Source organism: Bacillus sp. WC2503 (assembly GCF_052682895.1).
In genome coordinates this window covers 2,792,908-2,817,421 of sequence record NZ_JBQYMD010000001.1, presented here as the reverse complement: position 1 = coordinate 2,817,421, position 24,514 = coordinate 2,792,908, and the positions used below count along the sequence as shown (strand labels likewise).

The window sequence follows — 24,514 nt, the reverse complement described above, 5'->3', positions numbered from 1 at the left end:
TGCTTTTTTATTAGCATCTACTCTATCTGCAATGAATGTTATCTCATTAGAAGGGTTAGCGCTACTACTTGGGGGAGATCGTTTCATGTCAGAAGCACGTGCTATCGTTAATTTAATTGGTAACGGTATTGCGACTGTAGTTGTTGCAAAAAGTGAAAATGAGTTTGATGATGAGAAGTATAAGAGAGTGGTAGAGGAAATGAAAAGAGAAAAAATTGCCGGGTAAAAAAGTCAGTTTAGCTGACTTTTTTATTTTTGTAGAAAAGATGTTTTTAGATATATGCATTATTTATTAGCAATAATTAACAAGTATTCAAGCGGTAAATGAGATGAAAGTGATTAAATCAATGAATGTGTATAAAGGAGAAATAAGGTTTGAACAACTTATGGCATTTTTATGAATATTACTGTAAAAAAATAATTTTTTAAAAATTTTCAATAATAATACTTTACAAAAATTAAAAAATTAGTAGAATAAGAATTAGTAAGAATCGTCTGATAAATATATAAAGAAAAACAGAATTATCAGAAAATTCTTTAATAGCTATCGTTAAGAATTAGGGAGGGTACAAAATGAAAAAGAAACAAATGAAAAAACTAACAGCAGTTGTAGCACCAGTTTTAGCAATGAGCATGGCGTTAACAGCATGTTCTACATCAGGTGGAGATAAGAAGACAAGCACAAACTCTAGCTCTAGTGGAGATAGTAAATCTGAAGGAAAACTAGCAGCGAAACAAGTGCTAAATCGTACAGAAACAAATGAGATCCCAACAATGGATACTTCAAAAAATACAGATACATTAGGTTCTCAAATTTTAGGGAACACAATGGAAGGGTTATATCGATTAGATAAAGATAATAAACCAATCCCAGCTGCAGCAGAATCTAGCACAAAAAGTGAAGATGGTAAAAAATATACATTTAAACTACGTAAAGATGCAAAATGGTCAAATGGTGATCCTGTAACTGCAAAAGACTTTGCGTACGCTTGGCAACGATTATTAGATCCAAAAACAACTGCAGAATATGCGTTTATCGCATTCCCGATTAAAAATGCAGAGGCAATTAATAAAGGTGAAAAACCAGTAACTGAACTAGGAGTTAAGGCGGTAGATGACTATACATTAGAAGTTGAATTAGAACAAGCGGTACCATACTTCTTAAACTTAGTTGCGTTCCCATCGTACTACCCATTAAATGAGAAGTTTGTAAAAGAAAAAGGGGATAAATTCGGTTTAGAGTCTGATACAACAGTATATAACGGACCATTTGTTCTTACTGATTGGAAGCACGAGCAAGGCTGGAAACTAAAGAAAAATGATCAATATTGGGATAAAAAGACTGTAAAGTTAGATGAAATCAACTATAGTGTAGTAAAAGAAATAAATACAAAGGTCAACTTATTTGATACAGGTGCAATTGATTTCGCACTTCTATCAGGTGAATTCGTTGATAAATATAGAAATAACAAAGAGGAGTTTGGCACATACTCACAAGTAAGTACATACTTCTTACGTATGAACCAAAAACGTGGTGGACAAGATACACCATTAAAGAGTCAGAAATTACGTGAAGCAATCGCGCTTTCTATCGATAAGAAAAACCTAGCAAACGTTATTTTAAATGACGGATCTAAACCAGCTGACTTCTTAGTACCGAAAGGGTTAGCGACTGGACCAGACGGCAAAGACTTCCAAGAAACATTTAAAAATGGTATCAAACCAGATGCGAAAAAAGCTGCTGCTGCATGGGAAGAAGCGAAAAAAGAACTTGGTAAAGACCAAGTTACAATTGAGCTATTAAACTATGATACTGGTAATGCGAAAAAAGTAGGGGAATATGTAAAAGACCAAATTGAGAAAAATTTAAAAGGTGTAACAGTTAATATTAAACTTCAGCCATTCAAACAAAAACTAAAACTAGAAACAGAGCAAGATTATGATATATCATATGCTGGTTGGGGACCTGACTATGCTGACCCAATGACATTCTTAGATATGTTCCAGTCTAAACATTCTCATAACCAAATGAGCTTCGCTGATCCGAAGTATGATGATATGATCAAAAAAGCTGGCACTGAATTAATGGGTGACGCGAAGAAACGTTGGGAAGAGTTAGGGAAAGCTGAGAAATTACTTCTTGAGCAAGATGTAGCACTTGTACCTTTATACCAACGTGGTGATGCATATGTTCTAAAACAAAATATTAAAGGTATTGTAAAACATAATATCAGTCCGGAATATAGCTTTAAATGGGCATATGTTGCTGAAAAATAAAAGAATTGAAAAAGCATTTCAAAGTAGCTTAGCTACCTTGAAATGCTTTTTTGTATATTGGAAATTAAAATGTAAATTTGTAGTATAGCAAAATAGAGAAGAATAAGGAGTAAAGTATGTACATATGGTAGATGGGGGATAAATCATACTAAATTACGAAGTTTAAAATCAGAATATTTAAAATAAAACTATTTACAAATGTGAAAAAAAGAGTAGAATAACATTAGTTGTAATTTTCTGAAAAATATTTAACAAGGAGTCTCTCAAGGTTGGTAATGTACATATAATTAGGGAGGGTTAAAAAATGAAGAGAAAAAAAATGAAAAAATTAACAGCAGTTGTAGTACCAGTTTTAGCGATGAGTGTTGCATTGACAGCGTGCTCTAGTTCAGGTGGAGAAAAGAAAACGACTACTACATCTAATAGTGGGAAAGAAAAAACATCTGATATTAAATATGCAGCGAAGCAAGTATTGAATCGTACGGAAAATCAAGAAATTCCGACGATGGATACTTCTAAATCTACTGATACGTTAGGGGCACAAATTTTAGGAAACACGATGGAAGGCCTATATCGTCTTGATAAAGATAATAAGCCAATTCCTGCTGCGGCAGAATCTAGTACGAAAAGTGAAGATGGTAAAAAGTATACGTTTAAACTGCGAAAAGATGCAAAATGGTCGAATGGAGATCCTGTAACAGCGAAAGATTTCGTTTTCGCATGGCAGCGCTTACTTGATAAGAATACTGCGGCAGAATATGCATTTATTGCTTACTATATTAAAAATGCAGAAGCGATTAATAAAGGTGAAAAACCTATAACTGAATTAGGAGCGAAGGCGGTAGATGATTACACGCTAGAAGTAGAATTAGAAAAACCGGTACCGTATTTCTTAAATTTATTAGCATTCCCATCATACTATCCATTAAATGAAAAATTCGTAAAAGAAAAAGGCGATAAGTACGGTTTAGAAGCAGATACAACTGTATATAACGGGCCATTTGTTATGTCTTCATGGAAACATGAACAAGGTTGGCAGCTGAAGAAAAATGATAAGTACTGGGATAAAAAGACTGTGAAATTAGAAGAAATTAATTATAGTGTTGTAAAAGAAGTAGCTACAAAAGTAAATTTATATGATACAGGATCAATTGACTTTACATTACTATCAGGAGAATTTGTAGATAAATATAAATCGAATAAAGATGAGTACGGTGAGTATGCAGAATCAAGTACATTCTTCTTACGTTTAAATCAAAAACGTAACGGACAAGATACGCCATTAAAGAGCAAAAAGCTTCGTGAAGCAATTGCATTATCAGTCGATAAAAAAGGATTGGCGAATGTAATTTTAAATAATGGATCAAAAGCAACGGATCAATTGGTTCCGAAAGGGCTTGCGACAGGACCTGATGGAAAAGATTATCAAGATACATTTAAAAATGGTCTGAAATATGATCCGAAAAAAGGTGCAGCAGCTTGGGAAGAAGCGAAAAAAGAACTTGGAAAAGATCAAGTTACAATTGAATTACTAAGCTATGATGATGGAACTGCGAAAAAGATTGCTGATTATGTTAAAGATCAAATTGAGAAAAATTTAAAAGGTGTAACGATTAATACGAAAATTCAGCCGTTCAAACAAAAATTAAAATTAGAGACTGCACAAGATTATGAAATCTCTTATGCAGGTTGGAGTCCAGATTATGCGGATCCAATGACATTTATTGATATGTTTGAATCGAAGAGCCCGTATAACCAAATGAGTTATTCAAATCCAAAATACGATGAAATGGTAGGAAAAGCAGGTAATGAATTAATGAGTGATGCGAAAAAACGCTGGGAAACGTTAGGGAAAGCTGAAAAATTATTCCTTGAAGAAGATGCAGGATTAGTTCCTTTATATCAAACAGGAAGATCGTACGTAATGAAACCGAATGTAAAAGGAATCGTGAAACATAACATCAGTCCAGAATATAGCTTTAAGTGGGCGTATGTAACTGAGGATGGCGGAAAAAAATAAAGTGAAAGCATTTCAAAAGTGGCTGAGCTGCTTTTGAAATGCTTTTTAGTATGTATAAGGGAAATATATCTCGTTAGCCTATTGAGAAACGGGTAGGGAATTAGGAAGATTCTATCGGAGGACATTAGAGAGAGTTCAGTAAGTAGTAAGACAGATGAATGATAGTAAGAGATCTCATGCTAATAAGAAAAATATAGAACGTAGTAATAGAGTGGAATAAGGGGAGGGATGTTTACATATAGTAGACGGGGGATAATTCATAAAGTAGTTAAAACAACAAGTTACTATCACAAAAAAATAAATATTTAGAAAATTTACAAAAATACTTTACAAAACTCAGAAAAATAGTAGAATATTAATTAATAAGAATTTTCTGATAACGAAAGTTAATAGAGAATTTCTAAATGTTAATATCGTACATATAATTGGGGAGGGTACAAGAAAATGAAGAGAAAAAAGATGAAAAAATTGACAGCGGTCGTAGCACCAGTTTTAGTAATGAGTATGGCATTAACAGCTTGCTCTGGATCAGGGGAAAAAGATAAGGCAAGCACAACACCAAAAAGCGGTGAAAAAGAAGGCGGAAAATTAGCAGCGAAGCAAGTGTTGAATTTAACAGAGAGCCAAGAGATTCCATCTATGGATTCTGTTAAAGCGACAGACCAAGTATCGTTTCTTGCTTTAAACAACGTAATGGAAGGTTTATATCGACTGGATAAAGATAATAAAGCAACACCAGGGGTTGCTGAATCATATAAAAAGAGTGATGATGGTAAGAAGTATACATTTACATTAAATAAAAATGCAAAATGGTCAAATGGAGAGCCTGTAACAGCGAAAGATTTCGTATTTTCTTGGAAACGTGCTGTAGATAAAAATACAGCAGCGGAATATGCATACATTATGTTCGATGTAAAAAATGCAAAAGCAATTAATGAAGGAAAAGCAGCGCTTGATACGTTAGGTGTAAAAGCTGTAGATGACTATACGTTAGAAGTAGAATTAGAAAATGCAGTTCCTTACTTTGTTGAATTAACTTCATTCGGAACATTCTATCCACAAAATGAAAAATTCGTAAATGAAAAAGGTGCAAAATTCGGTTTAGAAGCAGATACAACATTATACAACGGACCATTTACATTAACAGACTGGAAACATGAAGAAGGTTGGAAATTAAAGAAAAACGCACAGTACTGGGATAATAAAACAGTTAAGTTAGAAGAAATCAACTTTAACGTAGTAAAAGATAGCGGTACACGTGTCAACTTATATGAAAGTGGACAGATTGACCGTTCAGGATTAGTATCTGAATTTGTTGACAAATATAAATCGAATCCAGATTTCTATACACAAAAAACACCATCAACGTTCTTCTTACGTTTAAATCAAAAACGTGGTGGTCAAGATACGGTGTTAAAGAACAAAGATTTACGTTTAGCAATTGCAAAGGCGTATGATAAAAAAGGTTTAACGAATGTTATTTTAAATGACGGATCTACACCTGCAGATTACTTAGTACCAAAAGAATTTGCTAAGAGTCCGGATGGAAAAGACTTCCGTAAAGAAAATGGAGATATTTTAAAAACGGATGTGAAAAAGGCAAAAGAGCATTGGGACAAAGCGAAAAAAGAGCTTGGAAAAGATCAAGTAACAATTGAGCTGCTAAACTATGATAGCGATAATGCGAAAAAAGTAGGGGAGTTCTTAAAAGGAGAGCTTGAGAAAAACTTACCAGGCTTAACAGTGAACTTGAAAAACCAGCCGTTTAAACAAAAATTAAAATTAGAATCAGATCTAGATTATGATTTATCTTACGCTGGTTGGGGACCTGACTACTTAGATCCAATGACATTCATTGATATGTTCGTTACAGATGGACCTCATAACCAAACTGGTTACTCAAATAAGAAATATGATGAAATTGTAGAAAAAGGTAAAGGTGAGCTATTAACGAAAACGAAAGAGCGTTGGGATAGCTTACTGAAAGCTGAGAAAATGTTACTTGAAGATGCAGCAATTGCACCATTATATCAACGTGGTGATGCAATTGTTCAAAGAGCGAAAGTAAAAGGAATTGTTCACCACCCAGTTGGTGGAGATTACAGCTACAAATGGGCATATATCGGTGAGGAAAAATAAGCTGAGGGGGCGCGTGATGCGCCCTTTTTTTATGCACTTTTCATTCTTCCTTGAATATATAAAATAAAAAAGGGAGAATCCCATGGAACGAAATACTTACATCGATTTCTTAGCTTATTACGGAATAGGAAGTGCTCATCCTGGTGGTTTTACGTTAACAAAACAATTGCTAGCACAACTGCCTCTTAGACAAGGAGCGGATGTCCTTGAGATAGGTTGTGGTACGGGGAAAACAGCGGCTTACATGACAAAAGAATTCGGTTATAAAGTAACAGCGATTGAAAAGAATGAAATTATGATTCAAAAAGCGAAAGATAGATGGTTGTTTGAAAGATTGAATGTACAATTGATTCAAGGTGATGCAGAGCGATTACCTTGTTTAAATGATTCATTTGAGTTTGTGCTTGGGGAATCGATACTCGCTTTTACAGATAAAGAAAGGGTTATATCAGAGTGCTATCGTGTATTACAGAAGGATGGTAAGCTTGTTGTCATTGAAATGATTATTAATACACATATTGAGAAGAGTGAGGAAGAAAAAATTGCCCAATTATATGGCATGAAAGAATTATTAACTGAGAATGAGTGGGTACAACTATTTCAGAAAGCAAATTTCAAAAGAATTACAATTGCTGGCGGTGGTACAATTGCAGAAACGATATCTAGCTATATAGAAGAGCCGGAATGGAATGTATCAACATATATTCCGAATGAGTTATATGAGGCATGGGTACAACATGAAAACGTACGACGTATGTACCAACATGTTTTAGGACACCGTATATTTATATGTGAAAAGTAGAGAAAAAGAGTTGGCTAAAGGTAGTCAACTCTTTACTATGTTAAATGAAAAATAATGCAGCTAAAGTAATTCCGAAGATGAAACCAAATCCAAGTTCAACGCCCCAGCCACAACCGCCACCCCAGCCGCCGCCACCACAATTACCGCAACCACGACCGCCACATCCACAGCTACTGAATCCACCACCGCAACCGAATCCGCAACTATCACATCTGCTAATGCCGCCGCAAAGATCACAACCACCGTTTGTATATGCATCATAGTATCCGAATCCTGTATCAAAAGATGAGCGCTGTTGCATTGGTTCGATCCATACAGATTCATTTGTCACATCGATTATTTTGCCTAAGTGAATGCGACCATCACGATCTTCAATTCGAACAACTTTACCGAAATAACGTCGGCACGTATCATAACATCTTTGTCTATGCATGTTCTGTCCTCCTTCCCCCTTACAGTAATACGATATGTAAGGGGGACAAGTGCGGCTTGTACGAATGACCTACCTATCATAATTGTTATATGAAAGGGGAAATATAAAGAAAGGATATAGTAAGGAGGGAAAGGCAATGAAATCTACAGATCAGTTTCAAACATACGAAGTACCGTGGAAAGAATTTATAGAAGCATTGCGAGATGAAATGAAGAAAAAAGTAGGAGCGGATATTATTGATACAGTAGTTTGCAATTTAGAAGATGGATTTGAAGTGTATACATATATACAGGGGGATTTAGAGTTTGAATATAAAGAAGCGCTTGAAAGAAAATACGGAAGTGATGCTAAGACTCCTAATTTGTTAACGATTATGCTATTAGCCAGCATTTATAATACGAGTGAAGCGAATATACGCTTACATGCAGATAACAAAGATAATCCAATTGTTGAAGTATATGTGAAGCAATGAAACACGCTGTGAAAGGCGTGTTTTTTATTTATTCCGCTATTTTTGGGCAGTAAAACTCCTACCAAAAAATTTGGCTGGAGCAAAAAAGTTAGGGGGAGCCAGACTGTCCGTAAACGCCCCACTGATCAAAGTTTTACTTTATATGATAAAGTATTAGAAAATTAGGCATCTTAATTTAACGGTTACAGATGTAGTAGCTACTAGAGAATTTTTAGAAAAATATTTTGGATTAATTTGAAGTGGAACGAGGGGAAATGGCTTTGCAGTTATGCGTGATAAGGATGGGTTTATACTAAATTTAATGAAAGGGAAAGAAGTTCAGTATCCTAAAACATTTCATGTAGGATTTCCGCAAGAAAATGAGGAACTAATAAATAAAATGAATCAAAGATTGAAGGAAGATGGATTTTTGGTTGAACCTCCTAAACATGCACATGCGTATACGTTTTATGTTGAAGCGCCTGGTGGATTTACAATTGAAGTAATGTGCTAATTAAAAAATCAAACTTTTTGTTGTGTGTTTTTAATATGAAAAGTAGGAAAAGTCTGTTTTAAGTATGAAGCTTAGACAGGCTTTTTTGCCTATATAATTGGATAGAAAATGCTATAAAGAATATTACCAAGTGTATATATATGTTTACATAATAAAGTTATGGTGGGTTAGTTGTCCTAAAATACAAGTCATATATCTTGTTTCCTCTCATAAATTTAAACATAGGAATTTGTCTACAAAGGTGGCGAAGCCTCATCATGAAAATTCGAATTTGTGCCACATTCATGTTGTTTCTATTTATATGGTTACATCCTTATTGGACTTTTGCAAAAGGAGAGGAGGCAAAGGAAAGGGTCGTTTCACTTGTATATGATGATTCGGGCAGCATGAGAAATAACGATCGCTGGAAATATGCCAATTACGCTTTGCAAAGTTTAGTTGCGCTATTAGATGAAAAAGATACATTTTCTTATGTTCCAATGAGCAAGCCGAATAATCCGTTAAACATTTCGTTAACGAAGGATAAAAGGCAAACAGAAATTGAAGGAATTGGAGCGTGGAAAACGTATTTAAATACTCCTTTTAGCGCAGTAGAGACGGCGATGCAATCTATAAAAAAGGAAGCAGATATAGATGGAAAACGTGAATTTTGGCTTATTGTATTAACTGACGGGGCATTTAATGATCTAGAAAAAGATAAAGTTGGCGGAAAAGAACAAATTACAAAGAAACTAACAGACTTTAAGAAAGAAATGGATGTAAAAAAGATATCTTTACATCCTATCTTAATTACGATGGAAGAGGATTTAGGGCAGCAAGAAAAAGAACAATTAAATACGTTTAAAGAAATATGGAAGAAAGAGATAAACGGAGTTACAATGCCGTCAAGCGGAGAGGATGGTATTGTAAAAAGTGTAAATCAAGTGGCAGCATTAGTTGCGAATCGTGATCCATTCTCCTCCGTTGAATCGATTGTAAAAACGAAAGTAGTAGGAAAGAAAGTAGAGATTACAACGCCGTTCCCATTAAAGCGTATGACACTTGTACGACAATCGCCTTCGCTGTCTAATTATCAGGTCACACAAATTTCGAAACCATTACAGTTACAGTCTTCTTTTTCCATACATGCACCCGGAGAAGCGAAATTATTCGGAAATATAGTTCATATAAGCACGGAAAATCAGGAAGTCATTAAACCAGGAACATATACGATAGAAGTGGATCGGGATATTGAGAAAGAAGGATTGCAAGTACTTGTTGAACCAGCGCTTAACTATACGGTTTCTACTTATGACAAAGATGATAATAGTCAAAAAAATGTTGAACAAATGTACGAAGGTGTTACTGCTGTTATTGAAGCAAAGCCTACTGAGTTACCAATTCAGTCTTCTTACTTTCAAGCAGAAGTAGAAATAGACGGAAAACAATATCCGATGAAGTGGAACGATAAGAGGCATGTGTTTTATTACGAAACGAAGATTGGTAAAGGGTTAGTACGTGGAAAAGTTCATATGAATATAAAGGGATTTTACAGACAGACGAAAGAATTCAAAATTGAAACAACAGAAAAGCCAAAATTATCACTTCAAACTGTTACGAAAGATTATGAAGAAAAAGTAACGAATTTAGAGAATAGTAAACCGTTTATTTTACAACCAAAGTTAGATGGTAAGCCGATGACAGAAGGGGCTGTAAAGAAACTATTAAAATCTACTGGTGTCACATCTAAACAATCAATCAACTATGAAATAAAACAACGTGGTAATCAAATTTACGTTTATCCTCGTCCTTATTACTCCGACACATTCAATTTCACAGATACTGGCACCGTCGAAGCTACCATCGTTATACAAGATGCGAAATTACAAGAAGTAAAGAAGCAAATATCACTCCATATTCAAAGTGCGCCGTTTTATGAAAAGTATGCGCTTATTTTTAAGTTTGTCATTCCTATCACTTTATTGCTGCTAGTAGTAGGCATAATCGTTTTAGGATGGATTGTTCGTCCAAGATTTCACCGGAAAGCACTATTGTATTACGAATGGGATCAAGAAGTAGCGAAAGATTGGTTATATCAATCTGAACCAGAATTACTTCGAAATAAATGGTGGAAACATTATTTTGGTATCCCATTTCGAGCAGAAAGAAAAACTGTGCAATCCGTTACGTTTATAGCGAAGAAAGGTTCGAAATCTGTCTTTGTAGCGAAAGAGTCACAAGTAGTAGGAATGATTATTGATGGGATGTTTATAACAGAGGAAGAAGTAGGAATGGAGCATAAGACACTATATCCAAATGAACTTTTATTAATTGATAGAGGATATGGTAAGGAGATTTACAAATATGAATGTGAATAGTAGGTAGGGATAAGAGGGGAGTCTTAGCTTTCTTTCCCTTTCTTTTTAAACAAGCAAGAATAGGAAGGTGGTTCACATGACATTACAAGTTCCAACGATATTAATTGGATTAGGTGGAATCGGTAGTACTGTGACGCATCAAATATATGAAAAACTGCCTGAAGAGCGCCGAAAAAAGGTAGCGATGCACGTATTTGATACAGATGTGAATACATTGAGTAAATTTGATCATATTCGAAAGTTTAAGACACAAACGAGTTCAAGTAAAACGCCTAGAGAGTATATTGCAGGAGATCCAACGATTCCAGAGTGGTTTCCAATGGATCCAACTATACTTGATAAACCATTAACAGAAGGAGCAGGACAGTTACGCGTCATTTCACGTTTAGCGTTACGTGCTGCGATGAAAGAAGATAAATTGACGTCCTTTTGGCAAGAAATTGAGAAGATTTTTCCGGTTACAAGTGATCAAACGGAATATGGTGTGCGAGTTATTATTGTAACATCACTAGCAGGCGGAACAGGTTCGGGGATGTTTCTGCAAATTGCATTATATTTACGTGAAATGCTTCGGAAAAAACTGCAGCATCATAACATTTTAATACGCGGTGCATTTTTAATGCCTGATGTGTTAGTGAAGACGAGAACGGTTAGTGCGAAAGAATTTGAAACGGTGCAAGCAAATGGTTATGCGTCTTTAAAAGAATTGCATGCCATTACGCTCGGTTCAACTGGAGAATTATCAAAACGCGGTGGTGTAACGATTGAATTAGAATACCGTCCGGATCAAGTAGATGAGGATGGAAGAACGAATCATACGATTAAACAACATCATTTACCGTACAATTATTGTTTCTTATACGATTACGAAAACTTACATGGACACCATTTACACAATTTATCGGATTATATGGAGCAGATGGCAAATACGATTTATTTACAGTTATTTAGTCCGATGTCCACAAGTCATTTTGCACAGGAAGATAATCAAATTCAGCAATTGGCAGAATCAAGCGGGAAAGGACGATATTGCGGGGCAGGAACAGCAAAGCTCATTTATCCATATGAACATGTGTTAAAATATTGTGCTTTAAAATGGGCTGTGCAAGGTTTAGACGAATCGTGGCTTCATTTGGATCAACTCTTTCAAGAAAAGAAGCAAAGGTACGACCAAGATGTAAAACGTGGTATGCAGCGTGAAAAGCCAGAGCGTGGCAAAAGTTATTTAGAGGATTTAGAACATCTTGCTACCCGTCCAGAACAAGCCCATATTTTCTATAGACAAATGTACAATGAAACGCGTGAAGGAGCAGAGGGCGGTAAGCTCGGAGTTGCGAAATCTAAACTGTTTTTAGAAGCTGTAGAAAGCTATGTACAGCGCACAGTGCAAAAAGATGAGGAATTAAATCGTTTGCAGCACGAGTGTAAAATTTCAGCTGCGAAACTAAAAATGATGGAACAAATGAAAGGAGAAGTAGCGAGAGTAGATCATGCGGTTCGTTTATATGCGTATGCGATTCCGAGCCGTGTACATGAACATGTAACGACACTTTTATATGACATGATTGAATCAGACCGTTTTTCACCAAGTGGGTCTGAAGGACAGTCCTATCAATTAAATACATGGTTTTTAAAGAAAACAGACCCTGTTCATCCAGTAGCAGCGCGTTTTATGTTATATGAAATTCGAAAGCAGTTAGTAGAAAAAATGAATCGACTACATGAAAATAATGAACAGAAGCGTAATGTAATTCAAAATTATGATAAAAAATTTAATGTAGGTAATATAGATGGAACGGTAACTGCTGTACGCCGCGTTGAAATCGCTCAGCAACAAGGTTGGTTTGGAAAAATGGTGAATAATCAACAACGTTTATTTAAAAAAGAATTTGAAGATATCGTAACGCAATATGTACACAAATTAAATGAGTACAGAAAAGAAATGCTGTTAGAACTCGTTTATCAATCGTTATATCAAGCAGTTAATAAAATGATTCAATATTGGGAAAGGTTTTTTGATAATTTACATGAAACACGTGAAAATTTATTGTTTGAAATTCAAAAAAGAAGTAAGGAGTTTGAAGGGAAAACAAACCCAACGAATGTATACGTATTAGCGGAAGAGAAGTTGCAAGAAAAAATATGGCAAGATATGCAGCAACATTTAAATTTAGGTGTATTGCCGAAAGATATATCAGCAGAAATTTATATGAGTTTGTATGGGGAATATTGTCGGGATGCGAAAACGGAAGAGATTCAATCGAAAAAGGTAGAAGATTTTTATCGTGAACATATATTGAGCTATTGTTATGATGAATTACAAGTACGTTATCGTGATAAATTAGAACTTAATATTATAGAGGCATTGCGAAAAGAAGCGGATTATAAGAAGCGTGATCGTGATGAATACGTTCGTGAAAAAATTGAAGATCTGTTCCATTTAGCTAGTCCATTCGTGCCGAAAGTTTCTCACCATAGGGAATTACAATATTGGGGTATACATCCAACTTTAAAGAAAGAACTGCAAGAAGAATTAATTCAAGAAATGTTTAAAGAAAAAGATACAGTACATGAAGCTTTTTCACCATTTGAAGTGATCTGTTACCGGGCACATTACGGTTTATCATTGCAAGATTTTCCTAAATTATCATCAGGACACATTGCGAACGGTTTTATGAATGATAAAGGTGACTACTTCCAATCATATTATCGCCGTGTGAACAAATTAAATAGTAAAAAATCTAGTTTAACGCCGCATTTAGATAAGTATTGGCACTTACCAGCCTTTATGCCCGACTTGAATGCGACTCAAACGAAGTTAGACTACGATAAATGTAATCGTGCCCTTCTATATGCGTATATGTATCGCTGGATTAGTTTAGTTGCTGTTGATGGGCAGTTTGTGTATCAATATAACGGCGTTGGACGTAGCTTCTTAATTCAGTCGATGGGGAAAAATATTTCAAGTGAAAGTTATAAATTACACAGAGCATTACTTCATAATCCGTTTATTTATGAAAACATCTTGTCCAGATTTGAAGAAGAGCAAGAAAAGGCAATGATTCAAGGTGGACATTTATATACACATCCGTTCGTATTAGGAGCTCAAGATGTAAGATGGCTTAGAAAAGAACATGTTCACAATCTTTTAGATATGATTTTAATGTATGACCGTGAGGCGAAGTATGATCCGACGTTAGAAGAAACGTCAGATGAATTATTAAGATTATTCCTTGATGAAATCGAACTATACTTCCAAAACTATTACGGTACAGGTGCAGATATGGTTGCGAAGAAAGAGAAAGAAATGTTTATTAAACAATTGTGGGATCGTTCGTATGCGAAAGGGTATGTGGATCCAAATAGCGCTCCTTATAAAAAGTGGCAAAATTTATTAAGTGTTCAAGATGAAGAAGAAACGCCAAAAACGAATGTATAATGAATGAAAAGGGAATCCTTAAAAGTGGCAATACAACTTTAGAAAAGAGGGATTCTGATGCCGTTTTTAGGAAGTGTATATCAAATATTTGGATTGTATCCAGAACTTTATTATGGAATGATTTCAGCTGAGATAGAAGAAGAAGCTCAGAAAGAGAATCTTGAAAATAGTAGTGCAGAAGCTGAAATGAAAGAATAAAAAAAGTGCAGATGAAAATCTGCACTTTTTTATTCGCTTAAAAAGGTTGCATAACTTCAAATGAATTATTATTTAAAGATAGTATTTTGATTGAAGGTATGATGATTTCATTTGAATTCTATGTAATGAAAATTGTATGAAAATCAGTGAGGGAAAATGAATATGAACATGAAAACAGAAAAAAACAATGTTTTCGAGAAAATAATTATGTTTAAAAATAACATTTGATACATAATTAACCGTCTTTGTTTAATTAATTATATTGTTGACAATATAATTAATTGTATGATAAATTCAATCAGCATTCTTAGAGATGTATTTTCGCAATAATTATTTTTAAAATTTACTATGAGTTAAAAAGATTGATTTTTCTGTTTTTAAGTTTGCTAAGTCTATAAGAGAAAAGGAGTAAATTGTGTATAATTTTATTTTCTAAACAGAACAGTAATAAAGATTGTAATTAGTAAGAGATAAACTTGAAAAAGAGGTTTCAATGAATGAGTCTTTTAATAAAGAAAACAATGGATGAAGAAAAGAAAAAAGTATTGAATCAAACTTTAGGAGCGATTGATTTAACTCTTTTAGGAATTGGAGCGATTATTGGTACAGGGATTTTTGTATTAACTGGTATCGTAGCGGCGAAACATGCTGGTCCAGCGATTGTATTATCATTTATATTAGCGGCCATTGTATGTGCATGTGTAGCTTTCTGTTATGCTGAATTTGCATCTGCAGTCCCAGTTTCAGGAAGTGTATATTCGTATACATATATGACATTAGGTGAGATTTTTGCATTTATAGTTGGTTGGTGTGTGATGTTGGAGTACTTATTAGCAACTTCTGCGGTGGCAGCAGGATGGTCAGCTTATTTTCAGTCATTGCTACTAGGGTTTAATATTCACATCCCTACAATCTTTGCATCAGCACCTGGCATGGGGAAGGGTGGAATTATTGATTTACCAGCAGTTCTGATTATTTTAGTTGTAACATTTTTATTAAGTCGTGGTGTAAAAGAAAGTGCCCGAATTAATAATATAATGGTTATTATTAAACTGGCTGTTATTGTAGGATTTATTATTGTAGGGACACAATATGTAAAACCAGAAAATTGGCAACCATTTCTACCGTTTGGTTTTCACGGTGTGGTAGGAGGAGCAGCCACTGTATTCTTTGCTTTTTTAGGATTTGATGCAGTTGCAACAGCTGCAGAGGAAGTGAAGCGTCCACAGCGTAACGTACCGATTGGGCTACTTGTTTCTTTATTCATTTGTACCGTTCTATATGTAGGAGTTTCATTCGTGTTGACTGGAATGGTTCCGTTTACGGAATTGAATGTTGCTGATCCAGTTGCATATGCGTTGCGCACTGTAGGAGAAGATAGAATTGCTGGCTTGTTATCGGTGGGGGCAATAGCGGGGCTAACGACAGTTCTGTTAGTAGCTATGTTTGCATTTGTTCGTGTATCTTACTCGATGAGTCGAGATGGGTTGTTACCAAACAGACTTTCCAGTGTTCATAAACGTTTACAAACGCCATTTTTTAATACATGGGTTACAGGTATACTAGCAGCTTTATTAGCGGGATTAGTGGATTTGAACTTATTGGCTAATTTAGTGAATATGGGAACGATAACAGCATTTGTTTTTGTATCTATAGCTGTCATTGTACTAAGAAAGACACATCCTAATATGAAAAGACCATTCCGTGCTCCCCTAGTACCTTTTTTACCTATCGTTTCAATAGTAAGTTGTATATATTTAGCTTTGAACCTTTCTAAGCTTACTTTAATTAGTTTTGTGGCATGGATTATAATCGGTGTTTTTATATATTTTATATACGCAAAAAAACATAGTAATGTTAGAAACGGAAATAGAGTATAGTCTGTTGAAATAATACTTGTCATGTAAATGAAAACACGCTATCTGTTCTTTATACTTATAAGAACAGATAGCGTGTTTTTTATTTAATAATCCCACTTTCTAAAATTTTGATAGTCGGTGTTACTTTTGCGCTAGCTTTGGAAAAGGAATTAGGCCAATCGTCTTCAACCTTCTTCCATTCTTTATATTGAAAAGCCCTCGCATAATCACCAAATCCGAATGGATCCAGTTGCTGTTTTTGAATTTTGTGAATTAATTCGTTTAAATCTTTGTTTAGTTGTTTTGCGATAAATGAAGTTAATTTCTTTTTATCTTTATCTAAATCCATATTGAATGTAATCTCAGATATAGCAATTTTTAAATTCATTTTAATATTAAATTTGAAACGGTTATCGCTATAGCCTGAACGAATGTTACGATTCATGCTAAGAACATTTATAGTTACGAAATCGTTGCCTTCTGTATCTTTTAAATTACTATTACTTTCAACTCGAGTAGAAGGGATCTTCATTGTAAGAGAAACTGGTGTATTAGCCTTCTTTTGTAATAGAAGAAGAAGTGCGCTTTCATAACGATTTCACTGCAGCCTGTCCAATTACAATTCCTCCTACGACGCCGATCGTTTGTCCAACGGGACCCGGAAGCCGAACCGCAGCTTCACGGAGCATTTCAAGTACTAATTCCATCAAAAGTGCTTCTAATATAGGTGGAAAAGGAATTTTAGCACGAGACTCGCCGATTGTTAACAATAATTTAAGCGGAATCACTTCATAATGAAAGGAAATCATAGCAATATAAAGAGCAGGAGCAAAAATTGCAATAAATAACCCTGTGAAACGAAGGAGACGTATAAAAGATGGAATCATTGGCCTGAAGCTGTAATCATCTATTGTTTGAAAAAAAGCTGAAAAGGTCATAGGTCCAATTAATACGCCGGGTGAGCGATCTACAACAACAGCGATTCGCCCATTCAAAATGTGATGGGCCGTCGTATCAGGACGTTCGGTTATTGATAATTGTGGAAAGAGCGTGTATGAATTATCTTCAACAAAACCTTCTAATTCACCGGTAGTAAGAATAGCATCCACTTTTATTGATTCAATGCGGCATGTCATTTCTTGTATGACATCTTCGTTTGCGATGTCTGCTAGGTAAAGTAAAAAAACTTTAGAACTTGCTCGCTCGCCAACGGTGAATTCCTTCACCTTTAATTCGCGATTTGGGATATATCGGCGAATAAGAGCGAAACTGTCGCTCGCTACTTCATTAAATCCTTCATGTGAGCTTTTTATTGATGTCTCTGTTGTAGGTTCTTCAATGCTTCTTTTTGGTGCCGCTTGCGTATCTAGTTCTAAAGCTGATAGTTGCCCATCTATAAATAAAATACTTTTACCATGTAAAAGGGATTGTTCAATGTCTGTCCACTTCTGAACCTTTTTTATATTTCCGATAGAAACGGAAGATTCCCAAAAATCGTCCTCATTCCACTCTTTAAATAAAAGAGGACGAAGAATATCTACATTAATAACAGTTTTATCTACAAGTCCTTCCATATATATAAGAGCAACCTCTTGGCCGTTTTTTAACGGAAAAGTACGTGTAATTAATTCTGGAATACCACTAAATAACTTGGACAAGTGTTTTAAATTAAGTGGAAGAGAAGAAGAAATAGGCTTATGTAATGTATGATCAGCTTGCTCTTGTGCAGAAAAAGATTTTTCACCGCGTATCCATTTGTTAAAAGACCCCATTTGTTCACTTTCTCCTTGTTATGTTTTATCCCGGATTAACGGGCTGCCCGTAAAAGCCCGATTGGTTAAGGCTGATTAAAGTTTCACTTTATATGGGTTATTATGGATAGTTGCATGCAGACATATGCGTAGTTTAAATTACATATTGTATATTTTTAACTTTAACGCTATAATAATAGTGTTAAAGATGGAATCGTGATATGACCTGTTATGAATCTATCGTTTTATTTATGAATAAATGGATTGGTATTTTAGCAAGATGTGCTAATACACTACTCCACCATGATGATAACGTGCCCAAAATGTGGTGCGTATATTTTCGTGGTGGAGTTTTTTTATTCTCAAAAAGGGGGAAAGACCATGAATGACAACATGGCTCATATTACAATTGACGGAAAAAAGTATACAGCGGAGCCCGGTTCAACGATATTAGGCATCATTAATGACAACGGGATTGAACATCCGCAAATTTGTTATGTACCAGAAGTAGACCCTATTCAAACGTGTGACACTTGTATTGTAGAAGTTGATGGAAAGTTGATGAGATCTTGTTCGACAGTGGCGACGGAAGGTATGGACATTGAACTCGGTTCTGGTCGTGCGAAAGAAGCACAAACAGAGGCGATGGATCGATTATTAGAAAACCATTTATTATATTGTACGGTATGTGACAACAATAATGGGAACTGTAAACTGCATAATACTGCAGAATTAATGGAGATTGAACATCAAAAATATCCTTACGAACCAAAAATAGATGTAAGTGAAGTTGATATGACTCATCCGTTTTATCGCTACGACCCTAATCAATGTATCGCATGTGGTCAATGTGTAGAGGTGTGCCAAAACTTACAAGTAAATGAAACGATATCTATCGACTGGGAAGCCGAGCGTCCTCGTGTTATTTGGGATAATGGTGTAGATATCAATGATTCTTCATGCGTGAGCTGTGGGCAATGTGTAACGATTTGTCCTTGTAATGCTTTAATGGAGAAATCAATGCTTGGTGAAGCTGGATTTATGACGGGATTAAAGCCGGATATTCTTGAACCGATGGTAGATTTAATTAAAGAAGTTGAGCCTGGATATAGCGGTATTTTTGCGGTATCAGAAGTGGAAGCGGCCATGCGTGAGACTCGTACGAAGAAAACGAAAACAGTATGTACATTTTGCGGTGTCGGTTGTTCATTTGAAGTGTGGACGAAAGGGCGTAAAATCCTTAAAGTACAACCATCTTCAGATGCGCCAGTTAACGCAATTTCAACTTGTGTAAAAGGGAAATTTGGTTGGGACTTCGTAAATTCTAAAGAACGAATTACGAAACCATTAATTCGTAAAAATGGAACGTTTGTTGAATCTACATGGGAAGAAGCACTGAATGTAGTTGCAAATAAATTAGGCGCTATTAAAGAAGAGTACGGCAAAGGTTCTATCGGATTTATCTCTTCCTCTAAAATTACGAATGAAGACAATTATGCCATTCAAAAATTAGCTCGGCAAGTATTTGGAACGAATAATATTGATAATTGCTCACGTTATTGCCAATCACCAGCAACGGATGGTTTATTCCGTACAATTGGTATGGGCGGTGATGCAGGAACGATTAAAGATATTGCGCAATCTGGTCTTGTTATTATTGTAGGATGTAATCCGACAGAAGGTCATCCTGTTTTAGCTACACGTATTAAACGGGCACATAAATTACACGGACAAAAGTTAATTGTAGCGGATCTTCGTAAAACAGAAATGGCAGAGCGATCAGATGTCTTTATTAGTCCAAAACAAGGAACAGACCAAGTATGGTTAATGGCTGTTGCGAAATATATGATTGATCAAGGTTGGCATGATCAGGAGTTTATTAATGAAAATGTAAACTTCTTTGAAGATTTTAAAGAGAGCTTAAAAGAATATACACTTGAATATGCAGAAGAAGTAACAGGTATTTCAACAGAAACACTTATCCAAATGGCTGAAATGATTCGTGATGCAGATGGTACATGTATCCTTTGGGGTATGGGGGTAACGCAAAATACAGGTGGTTCTGATACTTCCGCTGCAATTTCAAACTTACTTCTTGCAACAGGGAATTATCGTCGTTCAGGTGCAGGTGCCTACCCACTTCGAGGTCATAATAACGTACAAGGTGCTTGTGATATGGGAACTTTACCAGGATGGCTTCCTGGATATCAGCACGTTACGAACGATATGGAACGTACGAAATTTGAAATGGCTTACGGAGTGGAAATTGATAGTGAACCAGGTCTTAATAATATTGAAATGCTTCACGCAATTGAAGAAGGAAAGATGAAAGCTATGTATCTTGTCGGAGAGGATATGGCTCTTGTAGACTCGAATGCAAATCATGTACATGAAGTGTTATCAAGCCTTGATTTCTTCGTTGTACAAGATGTTTTCCTTTCTAAAACTGCTCAATACGCAGATGTTGTATTACCGGCAGCACCATCTCTTGAGAAAGAAGGTACTTTCACAAATACAGAGAGACGTGTGCAAAGATTGTATCAAGTTCTTCCTACGCTTGGTGATGCGAAGCCAGACTGGTGGATCGTGCAGGAGATTGCGAATAAATTAGGTGCAAACTGGAATTATAGTCACCCAAGTGAAATTTTTGCTGAAATGGCAAGCTTATCACCGCTATTCTCACAAGCAAACTATGAAGTACTTGAAGGATGGAATAGTTTCCATTGGGGAAGTTTTGATGGAACGAATACACCGCTACTTTTCCAAGATGGATTTAATTTCCCAGATAAAAAAGCGCGTTTTGCGATTGCTGACTGGGTACGTCCAGCTGAATTCCCAGCGGAGTTCGACCTTCACATTAACAACGGTCGTATGTTAGAACATTTCCATGAAGGAAATATGACAAATAAATCAACAGGTATTCAAACGAAAGTACCTGGCGTTTTTGTTGAAGTTTCTCCAGAACTTGCAAAAGAACGTGGCGTGAAAACAGGTTCATTAGTGCGCCTTGTTTCTCCTTTTGGAGCACTAAAATTACGGGCACTTGTAACGGATCGTGTAAAAGCGAATGAGTTATATGTACCGATGAACTCTACAGATAATGAATCGGCAATTAATTTCTTAACAGGCCCTGCTGTTGACGTACGTACGAATACACCTGCTTATAAACAGACGAAAGTGCGCATGGAAGTGTTAGAAGTTAATGGCGAAAATCCGATGCCAAAAGCGAACCCGCGTAATAAAAAACGTCATCCTCAAGCTGGTATTGAGGTAGATCGTAAGTGGGCACGTCCAGGGTATGTACATTTAACGGATAAGTAGGGAGGAGAAAAAATATGGCTGCACCTATTAAAACGATTCAAAAACATGAATTAACTGAGGAAGAAATAAAACAGCAAAAGTTAGAGGATTTAAAGGAGCTTCTAGCTAATAATGAAGAAGCTTTAAATCAAATGTTTCATATTGTCGGGGAATTAAATGATATTGGCATGCTAGAAGCAGCAAATTCTATGCTGAAAGCGAAAGAACCAATCGCAAAGATCGTTCTCGGTCAAGTAACTCGTAAACCTGTTACAAATTTAATTAATAATATGATGGGTGCTGCAGGTGCTTTAACAGAACTTGACCCAGAACTTACGAAAAAACTTATAGGTAGTTTATTAGTAGGACTGGAAGAAGGTAATGAGCATCTAGAAAGTAATAAAAAAGTGGGGATATTCGATCTTATGAAAGTATTAAAAGATCCAAATATTAACCGTGCTATCGGGTTTGGTCTTCATTTCCTAAAAGGTATGGGTAAAGGATTAAAAGACGAATAAACTTCATGAAGTTAACCTTTTCGTCCAAATATTTGTACGAAATAGTTTGGGCGAAAAGATCATTTTGGTAAAATATATAATAAAGTAAAATGAGGCTTTTAGGAGGTATGATTTTATGACGAAAAAGGTACATGAATTTAATGATATGATACGAAAACTCCGAAAGGAACTATTCGGAAAAGGACCAGAACGAATTCATACTGTATTTGCTGAAAATATGGCGATTGCAACACTGTATGGGAACTTAACACCTACTGAGAAATTCATTTCAAGTACGATGGATGGCGCGGAAATGGTTCATATGGCTAGAACGAAAATGATTCAAGAAGTTTACGCTGCGAATTCTCGTGAACATTTGGAGGAACTTGTTGGAGCGAAATTAGTGAACTTATTTTCAGATATGAAAGTAGAAGAAGATATTGCTGTTTCGGTATTTGTTTTTGATAAAAATATAACGTGAGAGAAGGATGCTGATCGTGAAACCGATACAGGTAGAAAGAGAAGTTTTCCGTTATGAACAAGGGGTGTTTAAGCATATAGAGGACAGCATTGTAACAGAGTTTCCAGTCACAATTAAAATGAACGGACAGGAGTTTGTTACAATGGTTAGTACTCCAGAATATATAGAAGATATGGTAATAGGCTTCTTAGCATCTGAAGGAATTATTCGGAAGTATGAAGATATTGATCACATATGGGTACAGGAGAAAGAAGGATTTGTACATGTGACGACAACAAAAATAAACCCGTATTACGAACAAATGCAAAATAAACGTTATATTACTTCGTGCTGTGGTATGAGTAGGCAAGGGTTTGTTTTTGCAAATGATGCACTAAGCGTAAAGAAAATGAATGGTGTCCATGTAAAGGTTGCTGTCGAAGATTGTTTTCGTTTAATGAATGAAATGCAGCAATCTGCGGATACATTTCGACATACTGGCGGAGTGCATAACGCAGCTTTATGTGATGTAAATGGTATTATTTTAGGCCGAATGGATATTGGTAGGCATAATGCGCTAGATAAAATTTACGGTTATTGTTTAAAAAATAATATTTCTATAAAAGATAAAATCATTGTTTTTAGTGGTCGTATTTCTTCAGAAATATTATTGAAAGTTGCAAAAATCGGCTGTGAAATTATACTGTCAAAATCAGCGCCAACTGAATTAGCTTTGCAGTTAGCGGAAGAGTTAGGGATTACTACGATAGGGTTTATTCGTAATCAGTCTTTAAATATATATACGCATCCAGAACGTGTTTTAAATATAAAATAAGTAAAAGTGAGGCAAGGAAGATGAAATCAATTACATTAGACAAATTGCATCGTCCGTTAAAGGATTTACGTATTTCAGTTACTGATCGCTGTAATTTTCGCTGTCGATATTGTATGCCAGAAGAAATATTTGGTCCTGATTATTCGTTTTTGTCTAATGATAAAATTTTATCTTTTGATGAGATTGAAAGGATAACACGTATTTTCGTTTCTTTAGGTGTGAGAAAGTTACGGATTACAGGCGGAGAGCCGTTACTTCGAAGAGGGCTTCCAGAGCTTATTGAGCGGCTTAATAAAATAGATGGTGTGGAGGATATCGGTTTAACAACAAATGGATCGTTACTTAAAAAGTTTGCACCTGATTTATATAAAGCGGGGTTATCACGTGTGACAGTTAGTCTGGATTCCTTAGAAGAAGAGCGCTTTTTCTATTTAAATGGTAATAGAAGCAAAGTGCAAAGGGTTCTTGAGGGTATACAGGCTGCGGCTGAAGTTGGTATGAAAATTAAAATAAACATGGTCGTTCAAAAGGGGAAAAACGAACAGGACATCTTGCAGATGGCGCAATACTTTAAGGAAAATAAGCATATTCTTCGTTTTATTGAGTATATGGACGTTGGAAATTATAACGGTTGGGAGTTAGGTGAAGTTATTTCCAAACAAGAAATAGTAAATACAATTCGTGAAGTTATGCCGTTAGAACGGATAGAAGCAAATTATCCAGGTGAAGTAGCTACTAGGTACCGTTATATAGGCAGTGATGAGGAAATAGGTATCATTTCATCTGTAACTGATTCTTTCTGCTCATCATGTACGAGAGCTCGCATTTCTGCAGAAGGAAAATTGTATACTTGTTTATTTGCTTCTAAAGGAAATGATTTGAGAGCATTGCTTCGATCGGGGGATACGGATGAGGAAATTACAGCTGTAATTCACGACATTTGGAATAATCGAGAAGATCGATATTCAGACGAACGCTTAAGTCATACTAATAAGAAAACAATGCCTAAAATTGAAATGTCACATATCGGTGGTTAATATATAAGGCTGACATAATAGTGGAAAATGGAAAGTGTGCAAGAGATGTGGACTTTCTATTTCATAGTAAAAGTGATGATTGATCTCTCTGTAAAAGATGTGCAGAGACATTAAGCAGCATTCAAAAACCTTTATTTTCAGGAGG

Annotated in this window: 15 protein-coding genes and 4 pseudogenes; 16 read left to right on the top strand and 3 right to left on the bottom strand. The window is 35.5% G+C overall.

All coding sequences use genetic code 11. The features are described from left to right. Positions 1–7 precede the first annotated feature (7 nt). The 5 genes and pseudogenes from ACUN26_RS14335 to ACUN26_RS14315 form a co-directional block, all read left to right on the top strand. A pseudogene (locus ACUN26_RS14335) lies at positions 8–226 on the top strand (C4-dicarboxylate ABC transporter); the annotation flags it as partial. 347 nt (positions 227–573) lie between these two features. Beyond that, a complete protein-coding gene (locus tag ACUN26_RS14330; RefSeq protein ID WP_000730158.1) occupies positions 574–2,277 on the top strand; it encodes a peptide ABC transporter substrate-binding protein in 1,704 nt (567 codons plus the stop codon). Between the two features lie 304 nt (positions 2,278–2,581). Beyond that, on the top strand, positions 2,582–4,297 hold the full coding sequence (locus ACUN26_RS14325) for a peptide ABC transporter substrate-binding protein (protein WP_000823482.1): 1,716 nt from the start codon (positions 2,582–2,584) through the stop codon (positions 4,295–4,297). Between the two features lie 444 nt (positions 4,298–4,741). Beyond that, positions 4,742–6,436 (top strand): peptide ABC transporter substrate-binding protein, encoded by a 1,695-nt coding sequence (locus ACUN26_RS14320; protein WP_000823458.1) that lies wholly within the window; start codon positions 4,742–4,744, stop codon positions 6,434–6,436. Positions 6,437–6,518: 82 nt separating this feature from the next. Beyond that, positions 6,519–7,238, top strand: coding sequence for a class I SAM-dependent methyltransferase (locus ACUN26_RS14315; protein ID WP_000440863.1), 720 nt, complete (start codon positions 6,519–6,521; stop codon positions 7,236–7,238). A gap of 40 nt (positions 7,239–7,278) precedes the next feature. On the opposite strand, the gene ACUN26_RS14310 is transcribed toward ACUN26_RS14315, so the two are convergent. Further along, the gene (locus tag ACUN26_RS14310; RefSeq protein ID WP_000555013.1) at positions 7,279–7,671 is read right to left on the bottom strand and encodes a hypothetical protein; all 393 of its coding nucleotides are present in this window, start codon (positions 7,669–7,671) and stop codon (positions 7,279–7,281) included. A 136-nt stretch (positions 7,672–7,807) separates the two neighbouring features. Here ACUN26_RS14310 and ACUN26_RS14305 point away from each other — a divergent pair, with 136 nt between their 5' ends. The 6 genes and pseudogenes from ACUN26_RS14305 to ACUN26_RS14280 all read left to right on the top strand — a co-directional run bounded on the left by ACUN26_RS14305 (position 7,808) and on the right by ACUN26_RS14280 (position 16,510). Further along, positions 7,808–8,143 carry a hypothetical protein gene (locus tag ACUN26_RS14305; protein WP_000842915.1) on the top strand — a complete coding sequence of 112 codons (336 nt, stop codon included), beginning with the start codon at positions 7,808–7,810 and terminating at the stop codon, positions 8,141–8,143. A gap of 160 nt (positions 8,144–8,303) precedes the next feature. After that, positions 8,304–8,636: pseudogene (locus tag ACUN26_RS14300) on the top strand (VOC family protein). Positions 8,637–8,893: 257 nt separating this feature from the next. Beyond that, positions 8,894–10,993, top strand: a complete 2,100-nt coding sequence (locus ACUN26_RS14295) for a vWA domain-containing protein (protein WP_000702105.1) — start codon at positions 8,894–8,896, stop codon at positions 10,991–10,993. 76 nt (positions 10,994–11,069) lie between these two features. Then, complete coding sequence (locus ACUN26_RS14290) at positions 11,070–14,432, top strand: tubulin-like doman-containing protein (protein WP_000175115.1); 3,363 nt, start codon at positions 11,070–11,072, stop codon at positions 14,430–14,432. Between the two features lie 57 nt (positions 14,433–14,489). Beyond that, positions 14,490–14,630: a hypothetical protein gene (locus ACUN26_RS14285; protein WP_001116187.1), complete on the top strand. Its 141-nt coding sequence runs from the start codon at positions 14,490–14,492 to the stop codon at positions 14,628–14,630. Positions 14,631–15,127: 497 nt separating this feature from the next. Beyond that, positions 15,128–16,510: an APC family permease gene (locus ACUN26_RS14280; RefSeq protein WP_000054729.1), complete on the top strand. Its 1,383-nt coding sequence runs from the start codon at positions 15,128–15,130 to the stop codon at positions 16,508–16,510. Positions 16,511–16,589: 79 nt separating this feature from the next. On the opposite strand, the pseudogene ACUN26_RS14275 reads toward ACUN26_RS14280, so the two are convergent. Next, positions 16,590–17,087, bottom strand: a pseudogene (locus ACUN26_RS14275) (Ger(x)C family spore germination C-terminal domain-containing protein); the annotation flags it as partial. Further along, positions 17,083–18,261, bottom strand: a pseudogene (locus tag ACUN26_RS14270) (spore germination protein); the annotation flags it as partial. The pseudogenes ACUN26_RS14275 and ACUN26_RS14270, both read right to left, overlap by 5 nt. Before the next feature lie 360 nt (positions 18,262–18,621). Between ACUN26_RS14270 and fdhF the strand changes: the two are divergent. The 5 genes from fdhF to moaA all read left to right on the top strand — a co-directional run bounded on the left by fdhF (position 18,622) and on the right by moaA (position 24,369). Further along, a complete protein-coding gene (gene fdhF, locus ACUN26_RS14265) occupies positions 18,622–21,561 on the top strand; it encodes a formate dehydrogenase subunit alpha (RefSeq protein ID WP_000999385.1) in 2,940 nt (979 codons plus the stop codon). Between the two features lie 14 nt (positions 21,562–21,575). Then, positions 21,576–22,058 carry a DUF1641 domain-containing protein gene (locus ACUN26_RS14260; protein WP_000729912.1) on the top strand — a complete coding sequence of 161 codons (483 nt, stop codon included), beginning with the start codon at positions 21,576–21,578 and terminating at the stop codon, positions 22,056–22,058. Positions 22,059–22,173: 115 nt separating this feature from the next. Continuing rightward, complete coding sequence (locus tag ACUN26_RS14255) at positions 22,174–22,518, top strand: DUF2294 domain-containing protein (RefSeq protein WP_000163331.1); 345 nt, start codon at positions 22,174–22,176, stop codon at positions 22,516–22,518. Positions 22,519–22,534: 16 nt separating this feature from the next. Continuing rightward, positions 22,535–23,332 carry a formate dehydrogenase accessory sulfurtransferase FdhD gene (fdhD, locus tag ACUN26_RS14250; protein WP_000802702.1) on the top strand — a complete coding sequence of 266 codons (798 nt, stop codon included), beginning with the start codon at positions 22,535–22,537 and terminating at the stop codon, positions 23,330–23,332. 20 nt (positions 23,333–23,352) lie between these two features. After that, on the top strand, positions 23,353–24,369 hold the full coding sequence (moaA, locus tag ACUN26_RS14245) for a GTP 3',8-cyclase MoaA (protein WP_000836454.1): 1,017 nt from the start codon (positions 23,353–23,355) through the stop codon (positions 24,367–24,369). Positions 24,370–24,514: the final 145 nt, after the last annotated feature.

Coding starts and splice junctions, on each gene's coding strand:
- ACUN26_RS14330 (WP_000730158.1), top strand. CDS start 574: ATGAAAAAGAAACAAATGAAAAAACTAACAGCAGTTGTAGCACCAGTT.
- ACUN26_RS14325 (WP_000823482.1), top strand. CDS start 2,582: ATGAAGAGAAAAAAAATGAAAAAATTAACAGCAGTTGTAGTACCAGTT.
- ACUN26_RS14320 (WP_000823458.1), top strand. CDS start 4,742: ATGAAGAGAAAAAAGATGAAAAAATTGACAGCGGTCGTAGCACCAGTT.
- ACUN26_RS14315 (WP_000440863.1), top strand. CDS start 6,519: ATGGAACGAAATACTTACATCGATTTCTTAGCTTATTACGGAATAGGA.
- ACUN26_RS14310 (WP_000555013.1), bottom strand. CDS start 7,671: ATGCATAGACAAAGATGTTATGATACGTGCCGACGTTATTTCGGTAAA.
- ACUN26_RS14305 (WP_000842915.1), top strand. CDS start 7,808: ATGAAATCTACAGATCAGTTTCAAACATACGAAGTACCGTGGAAAGAA.
- ACUN26_RS14295 (WP_000702105.1), top strand. CDS start 8,894: ATGAAAATTCGAATTTGTGCCACATTCATGTTGTTTCTATTTATATGG.
- ACUN26_RS14290 (WP_000175115.1), top strand. CDS start 11,070: ATGACATTACAAGTTCCAACGATATTAATTGGATTAGGTGGAATCGGT.
- ACUN26_RS14285 (WP_001116187.1), top strand. CDS start 14,490: ATGCCGTTTTTAGGAAGTGTATATCAAATATTTGGATTGTATCCAGAA.
- ACUN26_RS14280 (WP_000054729.1), top strand. CDS start 15,128: ATGAGTCTTTTAATAAAGAAAACAATGGATGAAGAAAAGAAAAAAGTA.
- fdhF (WP_000999385.1), top strand. CDS start 18,622: ATGAATGACAACATGGCTCATATTACAATTGACGGAAAAAAGTATACA.
- ACUN26_RS14260 (WP_000729912.1), top strand. CDS start 21,576: ATGGCTGCACCTATTAAAACGATTCAAAAACATGAATTAACTGAGGAA.
- ACUN26_RS14255 (WP_000163331.1), top strand. CDS start 22,174: ATGACGAAAAAGGTACATGAATTTAATGATATGATACGAAAACTCCGA.
- moaA (WP_000836454.1), top strand. CDS start 23,353: ATGAAATCAATTACATTAGACAAATTGCATCGTCCGTTAAAGGATTTA.